General features: G+C 58.4%; 19 protein-coding genes. 11 read left to right on the top strand and 8 right to left on the bottom strand.

The features are described 5' to 3' along the window. The first annotated feature begins 398 nt into the window (after positions 1 to 398). From AB4Y44_RS10470 to AB4Y44_RS10445, 6 genes are all read left to right on the top strand, one after another. Positions 399 to 689: a hypothetical protein gene (locus tag AB4Y44_RS10470; protein WP_368699447.1), complete on the top strand. Its 291-nt coding sequence runs from the start codon at positions 399 to 401 to the stop codon at positions 687 to 689. Positions 690 to 1,080: 391 nt separating this feature from the next. Then, entirely contained in the window at positions 1,081 to 2,100 is a 1,020-nt protein-coding gene (locus AB4Y44_RS10465) for a hypothetical protein (protein ID WP_368699446.1), read from the top strand. A gap of 234 nt (positions 2,101 to 2,334) precedes the next feature. After that, a complete protein-coding gene (locus AB4Y44_RS10460) occupies positions 2,335 to 3,174 on the top strand; it encodes a macro domain-containing protein (RefSeq protein WP_368699445.1) in 840 nt (279 codons plus the stop codon). 137 nt (positions 3,175 to 3,311) lie between these two features. After that, positions 3,312 to 3,872 (top strand): TIR domain-containing protein, encoded by a 561-nt coding sequence (locus tag AB4Y44_RS10455; RefSeq protein ID WP_368699444.1) that lies wholly within the window; start codon positions 3,312 to 3,314, stop codon positions 3,870 to 3,872. Between the two features lie 394 nt (positions 3,873 to 4,266). Further along, complete coding sequence (locus AB4Y44_RS10450) at positions 4,267 to 5,487, top strand: hypothetical protein (protein WP_368699443.1); 1,221 nt, start codon at positions 4,267 to 4,269, stop codon at positions 5,485 to 5,487. Then, on the top strand, positions 5,487 to 6,746 hold the full coding sequence (locus AB4Y44_RS10445) for a hypothetical protein (protein WP_368699442.1): 1,260 nt from the start codon (positions 5,487 to 5,489) through the stop codon (positions 6,744 to 6,746). Before AB4Y44_RS10450 ends, AB4Y44_RS10445 begins: the two co-directional genes overlap by 1 nt. A gap of 138 nt (positions 6,747 to 6,884) precedes the next feature. Here AB4Y44_RS10445 and AB4Y44_RS10440 read toward each other — a convergent pair whose 3' ends face one another. After that, complete coding sequence (locus AB4Y44_RS10440; RefSeq protein ID WP_368691680.1) at positions 6,885 to 7,919, bottom strand: methyl-accepting chemotaxis protein; 1,035 nt, start codon at positions 7,917 to 7,919, stop codon at positions 6,885 to 6,887. A gap of 535 nt (positions 7,920 to 8,454) precedes the next feature. Next, complete coding sequence (locus AB4Y44_RS10435) at positions 8,455 to 10,287, bottom strand: FUSC family protein (protein WP_368691681.1); 1,833 nt, start codon at positions 10,285 to 10,287, stop codon at positions 8,455 to 8,457. A gap of 314 nt (positions 10,288 to 10,601) precedes the next feature. Here AB4Y44_RS10435 and AB4Y44_RS10430 point away from each other — a divergent pair, with 314 nt between their 5' ends. Then, positions 10,602 to 11,441 (top strand): alpha/beta hydrolase, encoded by an 840-nt coding sequence (locus AB4Y44_RS10430; RefSeq protein ID WP_368691682.1) that lies wholly within the window; start codon positions 10,602 to 10,604, stop codon positions 11,439 to 11,441. Positions 11,442 to 11,468: 27 nt separating this feature from the next. Here the strand turns inward: AB4Y44_RS10430 and AB4Y44_RS10425 are convergent, their stop codons facing one another. Next, positions 11,469 to 12,083, bottom strand: a complete 615-nt coding sequence (locus AB4Y44_RS10425) for a TetR/AcrR family transcriptional regulator (protein ID WP_368691683.1) — start codon at positions 12,081 to 12,083, stop codon at positions 11,469 to 11,471. On the opposite strand from AB4Y44_RS10425, the gene AB4Y44_RS10420 reads away from it, so the two are divergent. Further along, a complete protein-coding gene (locus tag AB4Y44_RS10420) occupies positions 12,082 to 12,213 on the top strand; it encodes a hypothetical protein (RefSeq protein ID WP_368691684.1) in 132 nt (43 codons plus the stop codon). The two genes, AB4Y44_RS10425 and AB4Y44_RS10420, sit on opposite strands and share 2 nt — an antisense overlap. A 64-nt stretch (positions 12,214 to 12,277) precedes the next feature. On the opposite strand, the gene AB4Y44_RS10415 is transcribed toward AB4Y44_RS10420, so the two are convergent. From AB4Y44_RS10415 to AB4Y44_RS10395, 5 genes are all read right to left on the bottom strand, one after another. After that, complete coding sequence (locus tag AB4Y44_RS10415) at positions 12,278 to 12,730, bottom strand: DUF2147 domain-containing protein (RefSeq protein WP_368699441.1); 453 nt, start codon at positions 12,728 to 12,730, stop codon at positions 12,278 to 12,280. Between the two features lie 92 nt (positions 12,731 to 12,822). Further along, positions 12,823 to 13,953, bottom strand: coding sequence for an NAD(P)/FAD-dependent oxidoreductase (locus tag AB4Y44_RS10410; protein WP_368691686.1), 1,131 nt, complete (start codon positions 13,951 to 13,953; stop codon positions 12,823 to 12,825). Between the two features lie 42 nt (positions 13,954 to 13,995). Then, positions 13,996 to 14,511 (bottom strand): hypothetical protein, encoded by a 516-nt coding sequence (locus AB4Y44_RS10405; RefSeq protein WP_368691687.1) that lies wholly within the window; start codon positions 14,509 to 14,511, stop codon positions 13,996 to 13,998. Beyond that, positions 14,508 to 16,157, bottom strand: coding sequence for an FAD-dependent monooxygenase (locus tag AB4Y44_RS10400; RefSeq protein WP_368691688.1), 1,650 nt, complete (start codon positions 16,155 to 16,157; stop codon positions 14,508 to 14,510). The genes AB4Y44_RS10405 and AB4Y44_RS10400 overlap by 4 nt, the downstream gene beginning before the upstream one ends. Before the next feature lie 145 nt (positions 16,158 to 16,302). Then, positions 16,303 to 16,917, bottom strand: a complete 615-nt coding sequence (locus AB4Y44_RS10395) for a TetR/AcrR family transcriptional regulator (RefSeq protein ID WP_368691689.1) — start codon at positions 16,915 to 16,917, stop codon at positions 16,303 to 16,305. A gap of 180 nt (positions 16,918 to 17,097) precedes the next feature. On the opposite strand from AB4Y44_RS10395, the gene AB4Y44_RS10390 reads away from it, so the two are divergent. From AB4Y44_RS10390 to AB4Y44_RS10380, 3 genes are all read left to right on the top strand, one after another. Beyond that, positions 17,098 to 18,168: a 2,4,5-trihydroxytoluene oxygenase gene (locus AB4Y44_RS10390; protein ID WP_368691712.1), complete on the top strand. Its 1,071-nt coding sequence runs from the start codon at positions 17,098 to 17,100 to the stop codon at positions 18,166 to 18,168. A gap of 142 nt (positions 18,169 to 18,310) precedes the next feature. Further along, on the top strand, positions 18,311 to 19,264 hold the full coding sequence (locus tag AB4Y44_RS10385) for a fumarylacetoacetate hydrolase family protein (protein WP_368691690.1): 954 nt from the start codon (positions 18,311 to 18,313) through the stop codon (positions 19,262 to 19,264). 5 nt (positions 19,265 to 19,269) lie between these two features. Continuing rightward, positions 19,270 to 21,213: an acyl-CoA synthetase gene (locus tag AB4Y44_RS10380; RefSeq protein WP_368699440.1), complete on the top strand. Its 1,944-nt coding sequence runs from the start codon at positions 19,270 to 19,272 to the stop codon at positions 21,211 to 21,213. Positions 21,214 to 21,374 lie beyond the last annotated feature (161 nt).

The raw sequence follows: 21,374 nt of genomic DNA, 5'->3' as shown, positions 1-21,374 counted from the left end.
TCACCAGCGTCGTGTCCGGCTTCATGGCAGGCCCCGCAGCGGTTGCAGCAGTCTGCCAGCTTGCCAGCGCTCAAAAACACGACATCTGTAAATAGCCAGAACACGACATTAGGACGTAGCCCCCACAGCAGGCGTGACGCCCGCGATGGTCTTATGTTAATCAGTTGATTTGGGCGTTTCGTGTCGGAGTAAGGGTTTTCTCGTATTTCTATATTTGTTCGAAGGCTCCTGCAGGGAGCCGAGAGATTCTTGGTTGAGGGCAAGCGTGCCCGAAAACCAGGGTGGGGGTCCGGGGGAGGGGCGAAAAAACGTGGCTTAAGTTATTGAAAATAAAGATTCTTATTTGCGGCCGGATGGTCTAGATTCCTCCTTGCGTCCAACCGCAAAGGGGACTTGCCATGGAGTTGCTCTGCACAGATGGCCTAGACATTCTGCTTGAGAACAGCAGGGATTATCGTACTCTCGACTATCTTGTGAGCACCTGCGGCCTCAGCCGCGTTCAGAGGGCACGCGCGTCCCTACCGGGGCGCACTCGTCCCTATGTGTCCAATATTGCAAAGGCGCTGGGCGTGAAAATCCCGGACGCGGTTGTCATCACCCCCCGGGAGGACGGCCGGCGAGAACTGGCGGCCATTAAGCAACTGCTGGCGGAAAAGTTGGTTGTTGGTTCAAGTGCAAAGCGACTATAGGGGGCCATCGCCTGCAGTCACTGGTCCGCAAGTAACTGCCCGCGAGGAAACCGGCTCTGACACAGTGATCAGCCGCGGAGTGGCCAAGCGCCACTTTAAAGGAGTTCGTAAACATTCTTGTCTTGCGGGAGTCGCAGCCCACGCAAGCGAGAGTCCGCCCGTGGGCTCCATCGCGCCGCGAAGCGTCCATTAAGGGGGGCGAGGAGCGCGGGTGTTTTGACAATCCAGTTCAGTCGTGGGCTCACTTGCGGTTCATCAGGCAAGCGAGCGCCCAGCGGCATGAGGCGTACCCGGTCTCAGGAACGGCCTTTCGGTAGCTCGCGGTCCGACACTAAAACTCGCATGCTGTATAAATGCACAGTATCATAGCGACTTACGGTCCGGGGGGCGAATGGATACACGGGAGTTTAAGCGGCTCGAGCATCCGGCCGATTTCAAGCAGATCAACAATTACGTTGACTCGGTCGATCCTTCCACGGTTGGCCTGAGCCGCGTTATTCAGCCGTATTTCCTACGGTCCAATATGCGCTGCGCGCTAACGACCTGCCGCCAAGAACATCGCGAAGGCTACCTCGTCGAACTGTCTGATGGTCGACTCTCGAACATCGGACATGTCTGCGGGAGCTCGCCGGAGAATTTCGGTGAATCTTTTTCGGCAGGAGTGGCACGGCTCAGCGACGCGCACATCCGCACCGACGCGAGTCGCCGACTCCAGGACCGCGCCGGCATAATTGCTCGCTTTAACGAAGCTCGCTTATTCGCCGACGAAGTGCAAGTTTGGATGCCGCGTGTGAGTGGACTCCTGTCCACCTTCAATCTGGGCGAACTCCTCCGGATGCGGCTTGCGCGCGGAGAGCGGGATATCCTTGAAGTCCGCGAACGTTCTGCGCAGGAGATCACAAACCTGGTCGAATCAGGTCAGTATCGAACGCGCGACGCGGCCCGTTACGAAGAACGATCGATCGGCACGATCCAGGGGCTCGAAGCAGTTGAGCTGAATTTCTCGCCCGCAGGCATGCTGGAGGCCAGCGACACGTTGCGCCTAATCGACCCGCTTGAGATGAGCACTCAAGACTTGCTCGAACATGTGCGCATGGACCAGTTCGTGCGCAACGAGATCGCGTCAATCGGCCGGTGGCTTGCGGCCGCAAAGCGATTCATTTCGGAAGCCAACTTTGCATTGCTCGCGCGGTTGCCGGGAAATGTCTCACGGCGCGAAGAACTTGCGGCGCTCACCATCTCGCGCCTAGACGCACACCTGCCAACCACCGTTGCTGCACAGGGTACTACGGCGAGCAGTGCGACGCATCGGGCCACCGGTAGCGCAGGCAGTCGCAGTCACAAAGTACAACGTCACGCGCGCCGCGCAGCCGCGCAGGCCAGAGCCGCGAACCCGTTTATCGATCTTTAGCCGCTGCGCCACGAAAGAGGTTGGCTAGAAGTCTCACGCGGTTGCCCCGTGTGAGACTCGTTACCTGCAACCGCATTGCATCTACCGAGGATAGATGGCTGTTCGGAACGGAACTACGCGGCGTTTCGTGTGACTGAGTCGATTGGCAGTACCGCATTGACGGCGCACGCGACACCTGATGCGCCCCAAAGAACTTAGTGCTGCAAGAAAAGAAGCCTATGGAAAGCGTTCAATATGAAATTGAAAGTCACGATCTTCGATCGAAATGTAATCAAGAGGTCCGTGAAATTTATTGCGGGCGTATCAACCGGGCTCTCCGCAGTCCTGTTGTTCGTCGATATCCCGTCCGACTACAAGATACGTGCAGGCATTGCATTTTTGGTCGTGCTCGCATTGATCCATATCGCCACTTGGTTGCGCGCAAATTCGCTTCGTGAAATCAGCATCGAGATCGAAGGAAGCACGGTAAACATCACTACCGGCGACATTTTTAAGCAAAAGGGGCTGAAGGCGATTGCTTTTAACGAGTATCTCGACACTCAGGTTGACAACGTTATTATCAGTAAAGCGTCGCTAAACGGAAAATTTATCGAGTCTGAGTTGAAGGAGTCTGTCAAGGACCTTGACGCCTATATCGCGCACTTTCCATTCGACGATGGGGATATTGTTGAGACCGAAGTCCAGCGACGTATCGGCAAGACGACGCGGTACCGACTTGGCACGATCTGCGTGTACAACGACTTCCTCATCACGGCCTTTGCCCGATTTGACGCCAAGAACCAGGCCAACCTGACGATGCCGGAGTACCTCGAGTTCCTCATCAATTTTTGGGATAGAGTAAATAAGGTCTATGCTCAACAGAGTGTGTCAACGACTATTTTTGGCTCGGGGATTACCCGTATCAAGGGTCACAGGTCGATCAGCGATGAGGACTTGTTGAAGATCATGCTGTGGACCTTCCGGATTAGCGAGATGCGGTTCAAGTATCCGGCAAAGCTCACCATTGTCATTCACGAGAGCAAGATCGATCAGATTAATCTTTTGGACATCGCATCGGTGAAGAACGGCGTATAGCCGAGCGTTTCTCGCGCTTGCAGCGAGTGCACTTATGGCCGAACAGCGGGTATTGTCACAACTCGTTGTGCGGCTCGTTGACAACTTCAAGCGATGAAGTTGATCTGGGATCGATTCAGAAATTCCTGGAGATATTAATGGCTTACCGCAATGGCACCTATGTCGCCTTTCACGCAGGCGGCACGACTGACCAAACTGCATCAGATATCAAGTATTACAACACAATGAAGATGTGGAGTGCTAATAAGAGCATCGATTTCACATTGATCAACAGCCATGAGAAGACATCGGCAGTACGAGATTCATCAACAAAAGAGACTTTGCGTCGGTCCCTTGTCACGCGCCTCAACAACTCCAAGCACATGGTGCTTGTCCTGACGGCTACGACAAAGAACGACACCGACTGGGTTCCGTTCGAGATAGCCCATGCCGTAGATGTATGTCAAATGCCGATCATTGCTGTCTATCCGGACTACGAGTCGATACTGGCCCCGGCAGCCCTCGCGAACTATTGGCCCTATGCTCTTGCATCGCGCATCACGAACGGCACGGCTCGCGTAATCCACATCCCGTTCAAGCTGCCCGCTGTGCTTGATGCTATCGAGCAGTTTGGCGTTTTGAACACAGCCTATCCGACAAATGGCTATGGCTTTTACACCCGTGAAACTCAGGTTGGCTGGGGACTCATAAAATCCTAACCATTCGTTCGGGCGGGCCTTGGCCGATACTGAAATCAGAAGTTGAATGTTTGCTCAAGGCCGGTCACCGGCAGATCGACGTCTTGCTGTCGGTGAGCAAGGGGCGGGTGCTGCAATAAGCCCCCTTTTCGCGGCTAACCCTGACGTACCCTGCCAGGCTGCGACGGCCGGGACGCGCAAGCGGCAGCCGGGCGCGCCCCATATCGAACCGGACCGCACAGAAAGGCGGACGGCTCGCCGCGCGCGGTTGATGCCGGTCGGGTTTGCGCCTGCTTCTGCCTAAAAAGGGAGCAAAGCGCTGCGCCGGCTACTAACAGATGCTAGGATCGAGACCTAGCCGGCGTCGTACCTTGTGTGTGAACCAGAGCATTTTTGAGAGGCGAACTAGCCCAACATGCAACTCCAACGCAATCAAGCCCTGCTGGTCGATGAGCGCTCGCGGTGTCTTTCCGTTACGCTGGTCACGACGGTCGCGGACTACCTCTCGTTCATCGAAGACACGTACAACAATCGGGGCGGACTTGAGGGGCAGCGTCTGCCGTTGAAAACGAAGACCGCCATTAAGATTCGTAACCGAATGGTGGGTGACCTGGTTCGCGGTGCGGTCTTGCCGCCGGTGGTCATAGGTGTAGTTCCTAAGGATCGGGAACATTTTCTCCGGCTGAAGGATTTTGCCGAAGCGGGCGCCCTCGATGCATTCGTTGCATCTATTGAAGAGGAAGAACGGACCCAGATTGCCGTTATCGATGGCATGCAACGGACGACAGCGCTAGGCGACGCGATGGAGAAGGACGTGGCCGCAGTATCAGGTCGGCCGGTCCGCCTCGAACTGTGGGTGGGCGAGAGCACCAATAGCCTGATCTACCGGATGCTCGTGTTGAACACGGGGCAAGTGCCATGGGATTTGAAGCGGCAGCTGGAGACGGTTTATTCGTTCTTGCTTAAAGAAATCAAGGAGCATGTCGCCGACATCCAGGTCTTTGAAATTGAGGACAACAGCAGGCGTACGACTGGCGGTCAGTATCAGAGCAACCGGATAATCGAGAGCTACTTCGCTTTCACCTCGCGTCGGCCAAAGGTAGACGTCAAAGAACGTGTCGCGGAAGACTTCGCCAGGCTCGATGCGACCGACTCGGCGTCGGACGACGCCAATCTGCAACGATTCCTAGAAAGTCTAAGATTGCTTTCGGAACTCGACCGCGCTTTCGCTCGCTTTGAGGGAGAGGGCGAGGAGCAGCAAGGGGAAGATCGGGAGTTTCGTTTCCAGCAGGGTAAGGACATCTTTCGCGTCCGCGCCGCGGTGGTTGGATTTGTTGCCGCAGTATCGGTGGCCATGTTCGGCGATCCGGGCTTCGACCTGGACGCCGATGAGGTGACGAGACGGTACGAGGACGTGCGGGTGAAGCTGACGGATCTGGTAGACAAGCTTGGCCAGATGACTCCGCCTGAAATCGGCGAATTCCTATCGCTGGATCTCCTCGACACTTCGTTGTCCAGCAGGACTGGCGGTGTGGGTGACTTTGAACGTGACTTTTTCTACCGGGCATTCCTCGCGGCCGTGAAGCATGGTAGTGCACTTCCTAACATGGTTCCCTGCTGGCGGGCGTCTTCCTGATGTCGAAAAGGCTAGCGAATTTGGGTGCCAGGGCTTTCATCGCCGATCTGTATCGGGGACGAGAAAATGGTTTGAGGCTTCGTCCGCCCGGAAGCTTTGAGTTTTTCAATTCTCTGCGCTACGTTGATGCTGACTCGTTTGCGGGCGTGACGGTTGTACTCATTGAGTCTGTCTACTGGAGCACGGATAACGGGCGCGTATCTTCACTGGTGGGCGGCGACGGGAACCCGGTGTACTCCGGGTCAATCGCTGTCGGGCAGCCTCTGCCTGGCGCCGTAAGCGGCGAGGTTGTAGAGCGCTGGATCGCGGTAATCTCGCGAGAGCTTGATCTGCGACCAGGAGACTATCGGCGACACCTAGACGAGCTGGGGTGTGAACGTATAGCGGGCGACGAAGATGATACGCGCGACAGCTTGTTCATGTTTCTGCGCGCGCTCAACATCTTGTCGTTCGACGAGAGGCGAAGAGACGAAGCTATGCAGATGGTCGCGGCGCAGCCTGAGGCGCCCGGGTACATCGATACGGCGGTCGAGGAATTTCTCCCCTTTTACGAGCAGTTCGAGTTATACCGACTTCGGGGCGACGCAGCGCTCGCAGGACGAAAACGCTCGATCTTCTGGTTTTCCTTCGTTGTCGCCGCGTTTTGGTCCGATAGTCGACCGTCCTATCTGACAGTGCCGACGCTCGAGCAGATGCTTGCTCTGTATGGCGAAGCACATTGGCACTTCCCGATCGACAACGCACGTACGGCCGTCGTCGCATCGCACTTTAAGCACTGCTACATCGAATTGTATCGATGCCTTGAGTGGCTCTATGCACTGCCGCGCGCAATTGCCGTGAAGAGGGAGCTTGGACTGGCGACGAAGGCGACGGCCTTGGCACGAACCTTTCGTTCGGAACTGGGGTGGAGACGTAAGGAACTCGATTCATTGACGTTGCTTTTGCGCGATGCACGTGTCCACAGCTATCCACTCGTTGAGCTGAATCGATGCATGGGTGCAGCATTGCCGCCTAAGCCGGTGCGGCAGCAGGATGATACGGATGACATCTTTGCCAAACGCAAGTCGGACTGGTCGCTAAAAATTTGCGAAAACGTCGCTGACCGTCTTTACAAGGTCCGAAATCAGTTTGTTCACCAGCTCGAACAAGTCGACATCCAGCCGGTTTCTAAGGAAGCAGAAGCCTGGTTGATAAGCCTGCTGGCGTGGCTGTGCGTAGAGTTGTATCGACGTTACGCGCCCGAATTTGATCTGGATTAGAAACCTGTGTCTGCAAGCTTATTCTGATACGAATACTTATCCTCATAGCCGCTTTGCACGGCGGTCTTCGCGGAAAACTTGAGCTCTGCTCAGGTGGTTGACTGTTCGCGAACAGACCCAACCCCTGCGCGCGCGACCTTATGCTGATTTCTGGCAGATGACGCCATACCAGCCCAACCCACGATATGTCTCGTAGCCGGGCGTCGCCGCGAATGACACGATCGCTCCGTCTGAAGCCCGATAGTAGCCTGTCTGCCTGCCGTCGACCTGCAGGCGCAAGCGTTCGGTCAGGATACCCTGACCGTCTGAGGCGGCTATCACTCGAAAGTTCGAATCAACGATCATGCAGCGCGAGCGAGTCCATTCCTCTTCGCTCAGACGGACGCCTCTTACAACAGCGCCGGCTTGCGGCGCCCAGTCGAAGAAAATCACGATTGCGCCCAGCGCGCGACCGTTCGCTAGCCCTCCCTCGCGGACCGCGGTCGAATAGGTTGCCACCTGAGCGTTGTGCATCAAGACGAGGGCCTCGACGTCGCATGCGACGTAGTCCGCACCTGACCTGGTTTTCATCGCGTTCCTGAACCAATCCGCACCTGCGACGTTCTCGCCGCGCGCGGCATACAAGGCTGGCCGCCCGTTCGCGACGACGACACCGTGTTCATCGACTATCCATATGTCACGGTAGACCGTGTAGCTATCAAGGATTACCGAAAGCCGCTCGCTGGCATGCTTCGCAGAAGACGTATCATGATTGGCGAGACAATCCACGACGGCCGAATCTGTGGCCCACCAGCGCACATCGCACGAGCGCTCATAGAGGTTGCGGTCGATGACATCAATCATGTTGAGCGCGAGATCTGCGCAACGTTGACCGTCGTGCGAACGCAGGCGCTCGATCATGCTATCGCCGAGTTGCGTAAGCGTGGACAGCGAGCCGGCGAGATCCTTGTTCAGATCTGTGGTGATTTCCGAGATGCGCCTGGAAACTTGCTTGACCTGGTTTGCGACAACCGCGAAGCCTTTGCCCGCGTTGCCCGCGCGCGCCGCCTCGATGAGCGCGTTCAGGGCGAGGAATGTGGTCTCGCGGTTGATGTCGTTGATATCGCTGATCTTGCTCGTGGCGAGGCGTTTGACTTCATGAGTGAGGTCGACGATTGCTTGTGGATTCGACATGTGTTGGTTCCAGGGGAGCGTGGTTCTTGTTCCCTGTTATGCAAGCTTCGGGCCTGTCGTCTTCAATGGCAGACGTCACGTGGTCAAACGTTGTCTTCGCGGCAACGGGGCGATCATCGGACGTCTGGCATTCGTTCGAGTGCATATACGCACCAGCACGGGGCAAAGGGGCGAGCGACGCAAAGCCTTCCCCGGTGCTTCAGCTAAGAAACTCGGCGTAACGCGCGCCGTGTATGACACGCCGAAACCCGATCGCCGGTACCCGAAACACTTGACGGTTCCAGTTTTCTCCCAAAGCAACACGCGCAAATTCTCGGTTGCGGAGTGTCAGCGGGAGATAGCGCTAGACGGCAGGCAGATATTGCCTTTCGATATCTGGGGAAAACTGGAACCGGTAAGCTCCACCGTACATGCATGGTCGCTGCGGAAGACTACTCTGAGGCAAGATGATCCCGGTTGGGTAACGTGGCACCCTCCAACTCCTGGCGCAGATGGAGTGGGGGCCCAGGAGAACGCCTTGCTGACTTTGTCGCCTTCAAGAGCGTTCACGGAGCGCCTTTTCGATTTCGATGATCTCGTCTCCGAGAAACCGCGGTGACGCGCCGGCTGGAAGTGATGAGGAACCGGTTTCGATTAACTGTTTGAGCGATTCGAGCCAGTCGTAGGCGACCGAACAATCGTCGAACACGATCGGCTGGGTTGCGCAGACGTTCTGCGATTCGATTTGCCAGCAGATATTCAACAACCGGTACGTGAGCGCTTGCGCTGCGGCGGCTACGGATGCGATCTTCGTCGCACTGGATGTACTCCGTTCGAGCATTGCTGAATCCGCATTGAACAGATCCTGTAGCGCCATGGCGCGGTGTTGAAGATCTCGGCGCGCTTCGAGAGCCTCAGAAGTAACGACCATGCGATGCGACAGGCACCAAAGCACGCGTTGGGCTGCGACGATGGTGCGCACGAGTTCACTGCGGAACTGACGTGTCGAGTAACGCGGTGCGGCAATCGAGAAGACCGCGATGGCTATAGCGCAACCAATAGCAGTATCAAGCGCTCTCGCGGTGAAAAGCTCGGCAATGCCAAGGGGCATGTTTCCTCCCGCGGCGATTGTCATTGCGTTGGCCGTGATGAAGATCGCCGCGATTGCATACTGGAGCACCACCCAGATCTCCACGAGGAATTGCAAAAGTCCCACTGTGGCCGCAATCCATACTCCCTGCAGTTGACCCACAAAGATGCACCACGCCAACATAAGGCCGAGCAGCGTTCCAACTACCCGCGAAAGCGCTCGACGTAGCGTGCCCGGCCAGCCATACGGCTGGTTCAGCACAACAACGACGGCCGCCATACCCCAGTAAGCCCGGTCCAGGCCGAGCGCGACGCCAATTGCCCCAGCGATGAGTGTCGCTGCGCACACGCGTGCGGAGAGCAGCAGGGGGGTGGACCACGGGGCAAGGCCTTCCAGCAGCGCAGCAACGGCGCGAGGGCGGCCGAGAGGGAACGGTCTCGTTGGGGGAGAGATTGCGTCGAGGATTCCCAATTTCGCCTTCCGGCCAATCTCGCGAGCTTCCTCTGCAAGACTAGATTGCGCTGGTCTATTTTCGCCGGCCGCAGTGAGAGCGCAAGCAAAGATGGTATGAAGCTGTTGTGCAAACTGGCGCAACGTATCCAGCGCACACTCGTGTTTTTGCATGACAGGTTGGAGCGTCACGAGTGTGGTCCAGACCTCGTCGAGTGTGCGAGCCGCCTGATGCTGGGCGGTCCCGTTGTGCGGCGTACCGGTGGAATCGACGAAGTTCGCAACCGATTCCGCCGCCGCGATCACAGCAGACCGTTCGGGCCCGCGTCGGTCGAGCAGTGCGCCCGTCATGTGCGAGAGCCACGAAATGATGCCGCCGCACAGAACGTAGAGGCCGCTTCGGATCGGGTCGCTGGCGTCACCCGCCATCCCGGTTCCGCTTGCGCAGGCAAGCGCAAACATGTACGCGCCAGGTGGCCCGATGTGCAGCGCATTGCAGATGAACGTAGCAAGTGCCGCGATCATTGCCACGATGAATGCGGCAAACCAGGGATGGGGGGCCACGCTGATACCCAACGCGACGATAGCAGCTAGTGCAATCGCAATAGCGGCAAGGTGAACGGCGCGGTTGCGATAAGGCCGGCCGCTTCCATAGAGCGCCGTGAATGCCCCGATGGTTGCGAGTAGCCCGGCTTTGATATCGCCGGCAAACCAGCCGATCACTACAGGAATTCCGCTGCTTAAGCCGGCGCGCAGGGCGAACGGAAAACGCCGCTTCGCGGTGGAAGATGTTGCGAGAGCAAGCAGCTGACGCAGCGAAGCACTGACACCTGATGGCGTGAGATTCATTGGATCGTCGATCGTGTTCGCTAATGGTCGATCTGGCAGCGACAAGGCCTGGATCGAAGTCTGCCCAAAACGCACTTCGGAAAGAAGCGTTGCACGCAATATATTGTAAAAATTCGAGACACAAAGCCCTGACTTTATCGGCAGAATAAGTCATTTTCTGCGAGCGATTGCAATCAATGATTCGGCATCTTCAGAAACCCATTCTCCTGTTAGCTTCGCGTGGTGCAATTCCATTGTGCGTTTCAGGCAGCTTGCTAGCCTGTGCGAGCGCTCAGGCACAGGTTCCCGCGAACATCGCACCAGCAATTGCTGCAATGGGACCCAAGGTCGATCCATTTGAGACTGCGCATATCTACGCGCCAATGCAGGAGCGGATGCCGGCGGAAGGTATTGCCGTGCAGCGCGACGTCGCTTATGGCGCGGGTGAAAAGGAAAATGTGGACGTTTTCACGCCAGTGGAAGCTTCGCGACCACGCCCCATTCTGATTTTCGTTCATGGCGGTGCCTTTCGTTTTGACGACAAAAGCAGGACACCTGATGGCAGGATCGGGCCTTTTTACGACAACGTCATGATTTGGGCAGTCAAGCATGGCATGGTCGGTGTGAACATGAACTACACGCTCGCACCAAAGGCCGCTTATCCGGTCGTGCAACGCGAAATCGCGCAGGTAGTTGCGTGGGCGCGTAGCCATGCTACTGCTTTAGGCGCGGATCCGCAGCGCATCGTGCTGTGGGGGCATTCCGCCGGCGCTTCGCACGTAGCAAGCTTCCTGGCACATCCAGAGGTCTATCGCGACGTTGAGGGCGCAACGGAGCCCGTTTCAGCTGCGGTCCTGTCGTCAGGGATCTACACGTTGCGGGATCCCTCGGTCAACGTTTACTTTGGGCCGCCGGAAACGGCCATCGGCAGAGCGTCCGTCAATGGTCTGGTGGCGTCTGCCGTTCCGTTACTGATCACCTCTGCGGAGTTCGACCCACAGGCGATGATTGACGAGGCCCAGCATCTTGATGCCGCGCTGACCGCGGCAGGCCGCAATCATGCGATGCTGGTCGCGAAACAACATGGGCATATGTCCGAAATTTATTCGGTCGATACCAGCGACCAGACGTTAACCGGCCCCGTCCTTGAATTCATTTCGCGGCACGTGCGCTAGCACTACCCCAGCGAGCGAGTTATGGCGCTATGCGCGTTCTGGTAACGGTGGCAGGTCGGTCGTTGCATAGCGCCGGGCGGCTTCAGCTTCGACACCGAGACCGCGCAACACGAGTTCGGCCGTATCGGACCCAGCGTCGCGCCAGGTCCGATGGCCGTCGAGTACCAGGACGACTGAGGCGAGCACCGAACCCGCGATAACCGCAATCACCGAATGAAGCTGGTCCGACCGAAAGTCGTAACGACCTTGCTCCAATCCATCGAGAACGTCGCGCATCGTGGGCCCGCTCCACATGTTCTGTAGCGCATCGTGGCTAAATGCGAAGCGGCTAAGGAAGCGACCCCAGTGAGGTTCCTCGTGAGCTCGACGGATGAAGTGGCGAATGCCGTTGGCTAGCCGTTGGGCGGGGTCGGAAATGTTCACAAAGCTTGCAACGACGCGTTCGTGCATTTCCTCCGCCATGCGTGCGGCGACGGTCTCGAATAGCGCTTCGGGCGACGGCACATGGTTATAGACCGTGCCACGAGCAATGCCGGCCGCATGGGCCAGTTCACTGATGCTGACTTGTGTTTCGCCTTTTTCTGCGAAAAGCTCAAAGGCCGCCCGGTGGATCCGGGAAATGATCGGGAGATTGGGCTCCATGACTGATTCCATCTTGATTGTCTACCATTGGACACGATTGTCTAATTTTGGTCAACATCTCGATGGGAAAATGAAAGGCTTCCCTCGTCAGATCATCGGGCAACAAATGTGGGCCGCCACAGCGCGCTGAAGTGCGGCCTGCCAGGCCATTCTCCCGTCGGGTGGCAGGACGCGTGGCACGACATGGGTTCTGACTATTCGCGCAGCCAGGTCTGCGTCCGGCCGAGCAGGCTGATGCCGATGAACCCCCGCACATTCAGCTTCTTTCCATCGTCCGACAGGGACATCTTCGCGCTGTACGCCTTGCCATTTTCCGGATCGAGGATCGTCCCACCTGACCATTCGTTGTCTCCTGTCTTCTTCATCCCGGACAGGATCGTCATGCCAACGATGGGTTTGTCTTTCCGGTCGTCAGTGCACTTCGTGCAGATTTTGGTGCGCTCGTCTTCCTTTAGCACGTTGGTCAACGCGCCCGAATACGTATCATTCTGTTTGACGATAGTGACTTCGCCGCGAGGCTGCCCGGTTGTATCGTCAATCGTTTTCCAGGTGCCCACCGGCGAGGCCTGCGCAAGAGCAGTACCGGCAACGCAGGCGATCACCAGGCCGGCAGCAAGGCGGCCCAGCGTGTTGGAGGTGTGTTGCATGAATAGAACTCCGGTATGGAATAAATTGGGGAACTCAGGGAGCGTCCATGTTCTTCGGCGAACCTGTGACCGATTGCCGTGGCTGCAGGGAGCTAGACGCCAAGCGCCTTCCTGAACTTGGGTACGAGCATATGGCCAGCCTTCGCCATACGGCTGAAGGCTGGAGAGCGAACGACACCCAGCACCGGCAGATGGAGAACCCCGTTGCGACTGCCGAGCGTGACGGCCATCATCGGGTTTCCGGTTTGCGGCTTATGAGCCTTCAGTCGTGGCGACTTGCCGGAACCGGCCAAAACGGCTCGAATGTTGTAGGCCGCATTCTTGACCTGGCTGTCGATATGCCAGGCCATCTTGTTTTCGTCCAGATCGGTGATATCGCCGAGTGCGAAGACTGTATCCATCCCGACGACCCGCAGTTCAGGCGTAACGCGAATCCGTCCTGCGCCATTTAGCGCCGAGGGGAAGTGCTGCTTCATGTAGCCCGTATTGGGTTTTCCGCCGATGCACCAGATCAGGAGGTCGTACGGAATGCGTTTTCCAGATTCGGTCTGTGCTTCGCCGGCAGGCGCAAATGCGTCCGCGCTGGTACTGCCGGCCAGCTTGAGCCGCTCGTTGAGCAGGAGCGTCACGCCGCGGTTTTTCAGAACCTTCGCGGCGTGGGCTGCCGCGGCTTCCGATGTTCCGCCCAACAACCGAGGTCCTGCCTCGAGGATCGTGATGGACTTCTGCGGGTGAATTTCGCTAATTTCTCCTGCTACTTCGACGCCGATCGGACCACCGCCAACGATGAGAATTCGTTGCGCCGCGGCGATCCGTTGCTGGTAGCTGGCATAGAAGGCTTTGCGTTCGTTGACTGACGCGCCACCCATGGCGCGCATCAGGGAATTCGAAAAAGCGCTTCCGGTGGCCAGGACCGTCACGCGCCCCTTGACGACGTGTCTTCGACCATCGTGCAGTTCGACCAGGCCGCCGTTGCGCCGCAGTTCGACCAACGTGCCGCGAACATGATGGACACGGGGCAACGCTTTGGCAAAGGGGATGATCGACTGCTCAGCGAACTCAGGCTTCACGAGACTTCGGGGTGCCGCCATCGGTACTTCGAAGTACTCGTTCGGGTCGACCAGTGTGACCGGGAGGGTGCGGGAAAGGGTTTTGGCAAGCAGGGCGCCGGCGATGCCACCGCCGTAGATGACGACCTGGGTATCGATGGAGTGTATGGACATGATGGGCTTCGGGTAAGGAGCGTGGAGTGTGGAATCGACCGGTCAGGCCGCGTCGCGCGACAGGAACCGGGTAACCTGTTTGCTGTCTCGACCTCGCGCGAGCTTGAGCGCCTCGTTGAGCCAAAGTACGGGAAGAAAGCTTCCTCGCATCTTCAGGTCACCGGCAACGAAGGCACGCTGAAGGTCTGTTTCGTCGCTGCTGGTCAGCGCTCGAAGTGCTTCGCGGGCCGACGACCACGTCTGGGTCAGATCCGCAGTGTGTGTGGTGCTACGACTGAACGACAGTTGCCCGTTGCGCAGCGTCAGTTGGCCACCGCCGCCTTGCAATGTTGTTATGGTTACGACGAACGAACTGGTCCCCAACAATTCCTGCAGTCGTGGTGTGCGTGCTGCGGCACGGTGGATGAGTCTGGGCGTCATCGACAGCAGGGCAAATACACCAAAGTTCGCCAGCGTCGATGGGATGTGATCGATCAGCGAATTCCGGACGCGTTCCGCCCGGGAGGATGGCTGGGGACGGCGAACGGGCCGCGTGACGGGATGGGTAGCGTGATTCATGATTGGGCTCCACGCGCGGTATCGATGATGGGTTGGCAGTCGGCGGGTAGCATGTTGCCGCGCCAGCACACGTGTTGATCGGGGCGCACGAGCACCCACTTGCATTCAAGCATCCGGATGATGTGTGGCTCGTGGATGTGCAAAGAGATGAGTGGCACGCCTGCAGCGGCCGCAGCTGCGCGCATCGGACTTGTGTCGCAGTCCGCACTTTCGGCAACCAGAAGCGTAAATCCGCACGGGTCGAGTTGGTCAAAAAGCGCGGTGCCGTCTGCGCGGAAGGTACTTGGCAGGCGCGCTCCCGACCAGGTTGTCGGGCGGTACTCGATCTCGGGATAGGGAGGCGCTTCAGCGTGATCGGGCAAGATCACCGGGGAGCCTTCATAGCGATATCCTATCTCGATGCCAAGTGCCTCGTACATCCGAGAAATGCGCGTCTCCAGCATATGTCCTAACTCATTGCGCTGATCGTCGCCCTTGAGGGTGGCCTCGAAAACTGCGTCCTTGTCGGGAAACTGCGCTTCGAACGCGGCCGCAGCGCATTTCATTACGTGGTCGCGGTTCCGGCGTGCGATGGCCAGGCGTTCGATCCCGTAACTCGGAAGCAGATCCTTGCCGCCCCAGCCCTTGAGCATGGCGGCCAGTTTCCAGGCCAGATTGTGTGCCTCTGTCACGCCGGTGTTCATTCCGAGCCCACCCGTAGGCATGTATTGATGCGTGGCGTCTCCTGCCATCCATACACGCCCTTGACCGAAGCGCTGCGCAACGAGGAACTGCGGCCGCCAGGGTCCGCTCTGGACGATCTCGAACGGCAGTTTTGTACCAAGAGCGCTTTCGACAAGTGCTTCCAGTGACTCTCCGGCCCGCGGCGGATAGGCGAGGTGGAGCACCCAGTCGTCCTTGCTGGCGTCCGGTGAAACGAGCAATCCGGTGAACCCGGGCCGGCTGAGCCAGGTATGCCAGTAGGGCTGCTGATCGGGGTAAAGCGTTTTGACTGCTTCGGAGCGGAAATGAATGATGTACAACTCACCGATCAGATCGCGCGTGCCGTCATACTCGATCGCCAGGGACCGTCGGACCAGGCTGTTCGGACCATCGCAGCCGATCAGATATTGAGCCTGGAACTGCTCGGTTTGACCGTCTTCCAGACGACGGGCGTTTGCGATGACGCCATCGGAGTTCTGCCGGAAGTCTTCCATTTTCCAGCCGAAACGAATGTCGATGTTCGTGTCCGCCTGCGCTGCTTCAAGCAGAATAGGTTCGAGATACATCTGCGATATCCGCTGCATCGACTCGAGCGGCAGACTCCCGTCGATGCAGGTTTCGATCTGCTTGCGAGCCTGGGCCACGGGCAGATAGAAAAGGTGGCGATCACGCAGGACGCCGTACCACGGCCCACTCGCGGAAGCGGCGTAGGCCGCGTACTGGTTGGCATTCAGGGGATTGCCGGCTGCACGGACTTTGTCGGCCAAACCCAGTTGACGAAAGATCTCCATGGAACGGCAATTGACGACATCCAGCTTCGGATGGCGCGTCGTGCCTGTGCGGTCATTGAGCACCACGGAGGCAATGCCCTGCCGACTGAGGCTCAAGGCGAGTGTCATTCCAACAGGGCCGCCGCCGACAATCAGGACAGGCGTCGTAGTCATACAGGTCTCCTAATAATCCATAGTCTCTTGCACCTGGCACACCGCGCCGACTACTGCACGATGCGATTGGCGACGTGTGTGTAATCCAGTGGCCGCTATGTACTCTTTCTGCCGCACAGGCGATAAGCTCGACAAGAGCAACGTGTCATGCGCAATCGGCCAGCGGTGGAAGTTCGTCGGTCGCGTAGCGTCGGGCAGCCTCGACTCCTACACCGAGCGCGCGCAACACCAGCTCCGCAGTGTCCGAACCTGCGTCACGCCAGGTCCGGTGGCCGTCGAGCACCAGCAGGATTGAGGCGAGCACGGCACCCGCGATCAAGGCCGTGGCCGAATGCCGTTGGTCGGGATGGAAGTCGTATCGCTGTTGCTCCAGGCCGTCGAGGACGTCCCGCATCGCAGCTCCGCCCCACATCCCCTGCAGCGCCTTGTGGCTGAAGGCGAACCGGCTGAGGAAACGCCCCCAGTGAGGCTCATCGTGAGCCCGGCGGATGAAATAGCGGATGCCATTGGCCAGTCGATGTGCCGGGTCGGGGACGCCGGCGAAACTCGCGACGACCCGTTCGTGCATTTCCTCCGCCATGCGTGCAGCAACGGTTTCGAAGAGCGCCTCGGGCGATGGCACGTGGTTGTAGACCGTTCCGCGCGCAATCCCGGCCGTCTGAGCCAGTTCGCTGATGCTGACCTGTTTCTCTCCCTTCTCTGCAAAGAGCTCGAACGCCGCCCGATGGATCCGGGAAATGATCGGAAGATTGGGTTCCATGAGCAGTTCCATCAAATGATGTCTATAATTGAACACGACTGTTCATAAAGAGTCAAGAAGGATCACTAGTGATTTACACTGATATGCTTTGATGAACATCAGTGTTCATAATTGGGTCAAGCTGTCGCCAACTTGGGGTTGCCCATCTGGACGTTGCCAACCTTCGTGCTCGTTACCATGATTCAACTGCTTACCACCCAACCGGCTCGCCATCCCAATCCGACGGTGAAAGCCACCTCGCTGGCCTATCTGATCTTCGAGCGGCCGGATCTCGACGAGGCCGAGCGCTTCCTCGTTGACTTCGGTCTCGTGGTTGCCGAACGCTCGGACGAGGTGTTGTATCTGCGCGGCACGTCCGGCACGCCGTACTGCTACCGTGTCCATCGCGCAGACAAACCTCGCTTCGTTGGCCTTGGCTTCGCGGTAGCGGCGCGCGCGGACCTGGAGAGGCTCGCGGCAGTGCCGGGCGCCAGCCAGATCGAACCCGCTGCGCATCCCGGTGGTGGTGAACGCGTTGCGCTGCGGGATCCAGCCGGCTTCCAGGTGGAAGTTGCCTGGGGCCAGGTTCCGGCAGCCGAATTGCCGCGTCGAGAGCCGCTTCACATCAATACCGCTGGGGCCGTGCAGCGCATCGATGACACGCAGCGCCCCCCAGCGAAGCCGCCCGAGATCGTTCGTCTGGGTCACTGCGTACTGGAAGTCGCCAACTATCAGGCTTGCAGTGCCTGGTACACGGAGCAACTCGGTCTGATCCCGAGCGATGTTCAGGTGTTGCCTGACGGTTCTCCCGCCGTGACTTTCTTTCGCCTGGATCTTGGTGATACGCCGGCAGACCATCACACACTCGCGTTGGCACAGAGCTTCATGCCGGTCTATAGCCATAGCGCCTACGAAGTTGTCGACGCGGACGCGGTTGGGATGGGGCAGCGCGTCCTGCGCGAGCGCGGATGGAAGCATGCATGGGGAATCGGCCGGCACATTCTGGGCAGCCAGATCTTCGACTACTGGGAGGATCCATGGGGAGACAAGCATGAACACTACTGCGATGGGGACATGTTCACTGCGAACCGTCCGCTTGGGGTGCATGCCGTCAGTCGCGAGGCCATGTCGCAGTGGGGGCAGACGATGCCGGCCAGCTTTACCAAGCCGAGGCTTAATCCATCAGCGATTGCTGCACTGGTCCGCAACCTCAGGCGTACCCCGGATCTGACGCTGCGGAAACTTGTGACGCTCGCGCGATTGTTCGCGTGATCGGCGCGCAGGAGCGGCGAACAGGATTCGCTGCAACAACGGTCTCGCCGTCAAGGGAACATGGGCAGTAATCGTCGGTGACGTTGTCCAGTAAATGGCGTCCGACACACAATGTATCGATTTCAAGACTGAGTATTTAGCCATGCCAATCAATATTGTCCGATTTGAGCACGATAGTCACACCCGTTGGGGTGTGATTCGCGACAATCGCATTACGCCGGTTCCCGGTGACTACGCCACTACCGGCGACTTCATTCGCTGCACGACTCCGGCCGCGCTGGCAGCACTTGACGGCGAAACGCTCGACCGATCTGCCGTCAAGCTGCTGTCGCCGGTGACGCAGAATCAGCAATTCGTCTGCCAGGGAGCCAACTATCGCCAGCACATGATTGAGTCGGGGATGGATCCCGACGTGAAGACTTACAACATGATCTTCACCAAGGCCTCTGGCTGTATTGTGCCGGGGGACAGCGACGTAATACGCCCGCGTATGGTTCAGTATCTCGACTATGAGATCGAACTTGGACTGATCCTGCGCAAGGCCATTCATGGTCCAGTGCAGGTCACAGACAACAATCTGCACGAGTATGTGGCTGGTGCCGTAATCGTCAACGACTATTCGGCGCGTGATGTCCAGATTCCCCAGATGCAGTTCTACAAGGGCAAGTCGTTCCGTACCTTCGGCCCCGTCGGCCCCTGGCTGACTCTGCTCGAGCGCGAGGATTTCCAGGCACTGCGAAATCTTCAGTTGAAGCTGACTGTCAACGGTCAAATCCGGCAAAACGACACAACGGCAAACCTCGTTTACGGGCCAGCTGAGACGCTTACCGAACTGTCCCACGTCCAGGACTTCGACGCGGGCGATCTGCTCGCAACCGGCACTCCTGCCGGCTGCGCGTTGTCTGTTCCCTCGCCCGCGAAGCAGAAGTTCGCGGCGCTGCTTCCCGAAAAGAAGAAGTGGGAGATTTTCCTGAAGGTTCAGTCGGCGAGATCGCAATACCTTAAGGTCGGCGACGTCGTGGAAGCAAGTATCCGCTCGGTGGACGGCCGCGTGGATCTGGGCGTGCAGCGCAACCGTATCGTCGCGCAGAGGTGATGACCATGTCTGGAACAGCAACAATGCACGACGTTGAAGCCGCGGAAATGCACGGGTTACCGGACGATCTTCCGCAGAGCACATACGAGATGATCTGTCGGGCGGCAACCCTGCATCCCGAAGCTCCGGCCCTGAGCTTCTTTTTATCCGTCGACGAGCATCACGCGCCCGACACCTGGACCTACCGGCAGCTTCTCGCGCGCATCACGCAGACCGCAAACTTCTTCGATGCCATCGGCGTCTCGAAAGAGAGCGTGATCGCCTTTGTCTTGCCCAATCTCCCCGAGACCCATTTCGTGATCTGGGGTGGACAAGCGACTGGTATCGTCACCGCGTTGAATCCGCTCCTCGAGGGGGCGGCGATCGCTGAGCTGTTGAAGGCAGCGAATGCGACGGTGCTGGTCACGCTGGCGCCATTCCCGGGAACGGATACTTGGGCCAAACTTCAGCCGCATCTGTCTTCCATTGACTCACTGCGGCACCTCGTCCTGGTCAATCTCGCAGACCGCGTCCAGGGGGCGAGACGGTATGCGGCGCAGATGGTACAGAAGGGCGAAATCGAGCGCCTGCATGGCTCAGATGGTTTGCGAGGCGCAGTTCCGCCGGGGATCGTGATCCACGATCTGAACAACGCAATCTGCGAATACCCATCGGATCATTTGAGCAAAGGACGCAGCTTTTCGCGTGACGACACGTCCTCGTACTTCTGCACCGGCGGCACGACTGGCCTGCCCAAGCTCGCAATGCGCACGCATGGCAACGAGGTTGCCAACGCATGGAGTACCGCGCAGGTGCTGGGCGACGGTATCGGTCCCGGCAAGGTGGTGTTTTGCGGATTGCCGCTCTTTCACGTGAATGGCGTGCTTGTCACCGGGTTGTTGCCGTTTTCCAGAGGTGCGCACGTCATTCTCGGAACGCCGCAGGGATATCGCGGCGAGGGTGTGGTGGCCCGGTTCTGGGAAATGGTGGAGTATCACCGCATCAACTTCTTTAGCGCAGTCCCAACCCTCTACGCGTCGCTCCTGCAGGTTCCGGTCGGTCGGCACGATGTCAGCTGCCTTGAGTATGGACTGTGCGGTGCTGCGCCAATGCCTGTGGAAGTATTCCGCAAATTTGAGCAACACACGGGCATCAAGATCCTGGAGGGCTACGGCCTCACCGAGGCGACTTGCGTCAGCAGCGTCAATCCCCCGTTGGGCGAACGTCGTCTTGGCTCCATCGGCCTGCGCGTACCAGGTCAGAAAATGAAGGTGGTCGAGCTCGATGAGGACGGGGCCTGGCTACGCGACTGTGGATACGGCGAAGTAGGCGTGCTCAGCGCGGCCGGCCCGAACGTCTTTGCCGGTTACCGCATCGCAGATCAGAACCGCGGGGTATGGATCGATTGCGGTGACGGGCTCTCGTGGCTCAACACGGGCGACCTCGCGCGTCAGGATGAAGAGGGTTACTTCTGGCTGACCGGGCGCAAGAAAGAACTGATCATCCGCGGCGGTCACAACATCGATCCTTTGACGATTGAGGAGCCATTGCATCGGCATCCCGCAGTGGAGATTGCCGCCGCCGTCGGACGTCCGGACGCGCATGCCGGCGAACTCCCCGTAGCTTATGTGCAGTTGCGCCCAGGTGCTTCGGCCACGGAATCCGAGTTGCTGGCGTTCATCAAGGACCTGATTACTGAGCGGGCCGCGATGCCGCGACAGGTCCGCATCGTGGAAACAATGCCTTTGACTGCAGTGGGCAAGATCTTCAAGCCTGCGCTCAAACGCCGCGAGACAAAGGATGCACTCGAAGCTGCGTTGCGTGGGGATCATGTCCCGTTTCGGGAGCTTGTTGTCCAGGATGACAAGGCCAAGGGCCTGGTAGTGGAGTTGCACCTCGACTCGAATGCAGTTGAGCCTGTCGCCCGGCAGGTGCTTGGACGGTTTCCGTTCCAGTTTTTCATCGCCTGAAGAGAACATTTGTGAAGGGGTCTGTGGGGGGCGTGCCGGGACAACTCCTTCAGTGTCAGGAAGATTGGTCCAGTTCACACAGGCAGTGACTAACGTCGGGCGCAAAGAGATAAAAGAAAACAGCGGCAAACGGTAGCTAAGTGCCGCAGCTCCCGCCGATA

Origin of the sequence: Paraburkholderia sp. BR10937, from assembly GCF_040965695.1 — a bacterium.
In the GTDB taxonomy this organism is placed as follows: Bacteria; Pseudomonadota; Gammaproteobacteria; order Burkholderiales; family Burkholderiaceae; genus Paraburkholderia.
Note: the sequence above shows the minus strand (reverse complement) of the source record. Positions and strands in the feature narration are given on the sequence as shown.

Excerpts from the sequence above, each read along its gene's own strand:
- AB4Y44_RS10470 (WP_368699447.1), top strand. The coding sequence starts at position 399 with ATGGAGTTGCTCTGCACAGATGGCCTAGACATTCTGCTTGAGAACAGC.
- AB4Y44_RS10465 (WP_368699446.1), top strand. The coding sequence starts at position 1,081 with ATGGATACACGGGAGTTTAAGCGGCTCGAGCATCCGGCCGATTTCAAG.
- AB4Y44_RS10460 (WP_368699445.1), top strand. The coding sequence starts at position 2,335 with ATGAAATTGAAAGTCACGATCTTCGATCGAAATGTAATCAAGAGGTCC.
- AB4Y44_RS10455 (WP_368699444.1), top strand. The coding sequence starts at position 3,312 with ATGGCTTACCGCAATGGCACCTATGTCGCCTTTCACGCAGGCGGCACG.
- AB4Y44_RS10450 (WP_368699443.1), top strand. The coding sequence starts at position 4,267 with ATGCAACTCCAACGCAATCAAGCCCTGCTGGTCGATGAGCGCTCGCGG.
- AB4Y44_RS10445 (WP_368699442.1), top strand. The coding sequence starts at position 5,487 with ATGTCGAAAAGGCTAGCGAATTTGGGTGCCAGGGCTTTCATCGCCGAT.
- AB4Y44_RS10440 (WP_368691680.1), bottom strand. The coding sequence starts at position 7,919 with ATGTCGAATCCACAAGCAATCGTCGACCTCACTCATGAAGTCAAACGC.
- AB4Y44_RS10435 (WP_368691681.1), bottom strand. The coding sequence starts at position 10,287 with ATGAATCTCACGCCATCAGGTGTCAGTGCTTCGCTGCGTCAGCTGCTT.
- AB4Y44_RS10430 (WP_368691682.1), top strand. The coding sequence starts at position 10,602 with ATGGGACCCAAGGTCGATCCATTTGAGACTGCGCATATCTACGCGCCA.
- AB4Y44_RS10420 (WP_368691684.1), top strand. The coding sequence starts at position 12,082 with ATGACTGATTCCATCTTGATTGTCTACCATTGGACACGATTGTCTAAT.
- AB4Y44_RS10425 (WP_368691683.1), bottom strand. The coding sequence starts at position 12,083 with ATGGAGCCCAATCTCCCGATCATTTCCCGGATCCACCGGGCGGCCTTT.
- AB4Y44_RS10415 (WP_368699441.1), bottom strand. The coding sequence starts at position 12,730 with ATGCAACACACCTCCAACACGCTGGGCCGCCTTGCTGCCGGCCTGGTG.
- AB4Y44_RS10410 (WP_368691686.1), bottom strand. The coding sequence starts at position 13,953 with ATGTCCATACACTCCATCGATACCCAGGTCGTCATCTACGGCGGTGGC.
- AB4Y44_RS10405 (WP_368691687.1), bottom strand. The coding sequence starts at position 14,511 with ATGAATCACGCTACCCATCCCGTCACGCGGCCCGTTCGCCGTCCCCAG.
- AB4Y44_RS10400 (WP_368691688.1), bottom strand. The coding sequence starts at position 16,157 with ATGACTACGACGCCTGTCCTGATTGTCGGCGGCGGCCCTGTTGGAATG.
- AB4Y44_RS10395 (WP_368691689.1), bottom strand. The coding sequence starts at position 16,917 with ATGGAACCCAATCTTCCGATCATTTCCCGGATCCATCGGGCGGCGTTC.
- AB4Y44_RS10385 (WP_368691690.1), top strand. The coding sequence starts at position 18,311 with ATGCCAATCAATATTGTCCGATTTGAGCACGATAGTCACACCCGTTGG.
- AB4Y44_RS10380 (WP_368699440.1), top strand. The coding sequence starts at position 19,270 with ATGTCTGGAACAGCAACAATGCACGACGTTGAAGCCGCGGAAATGCAC.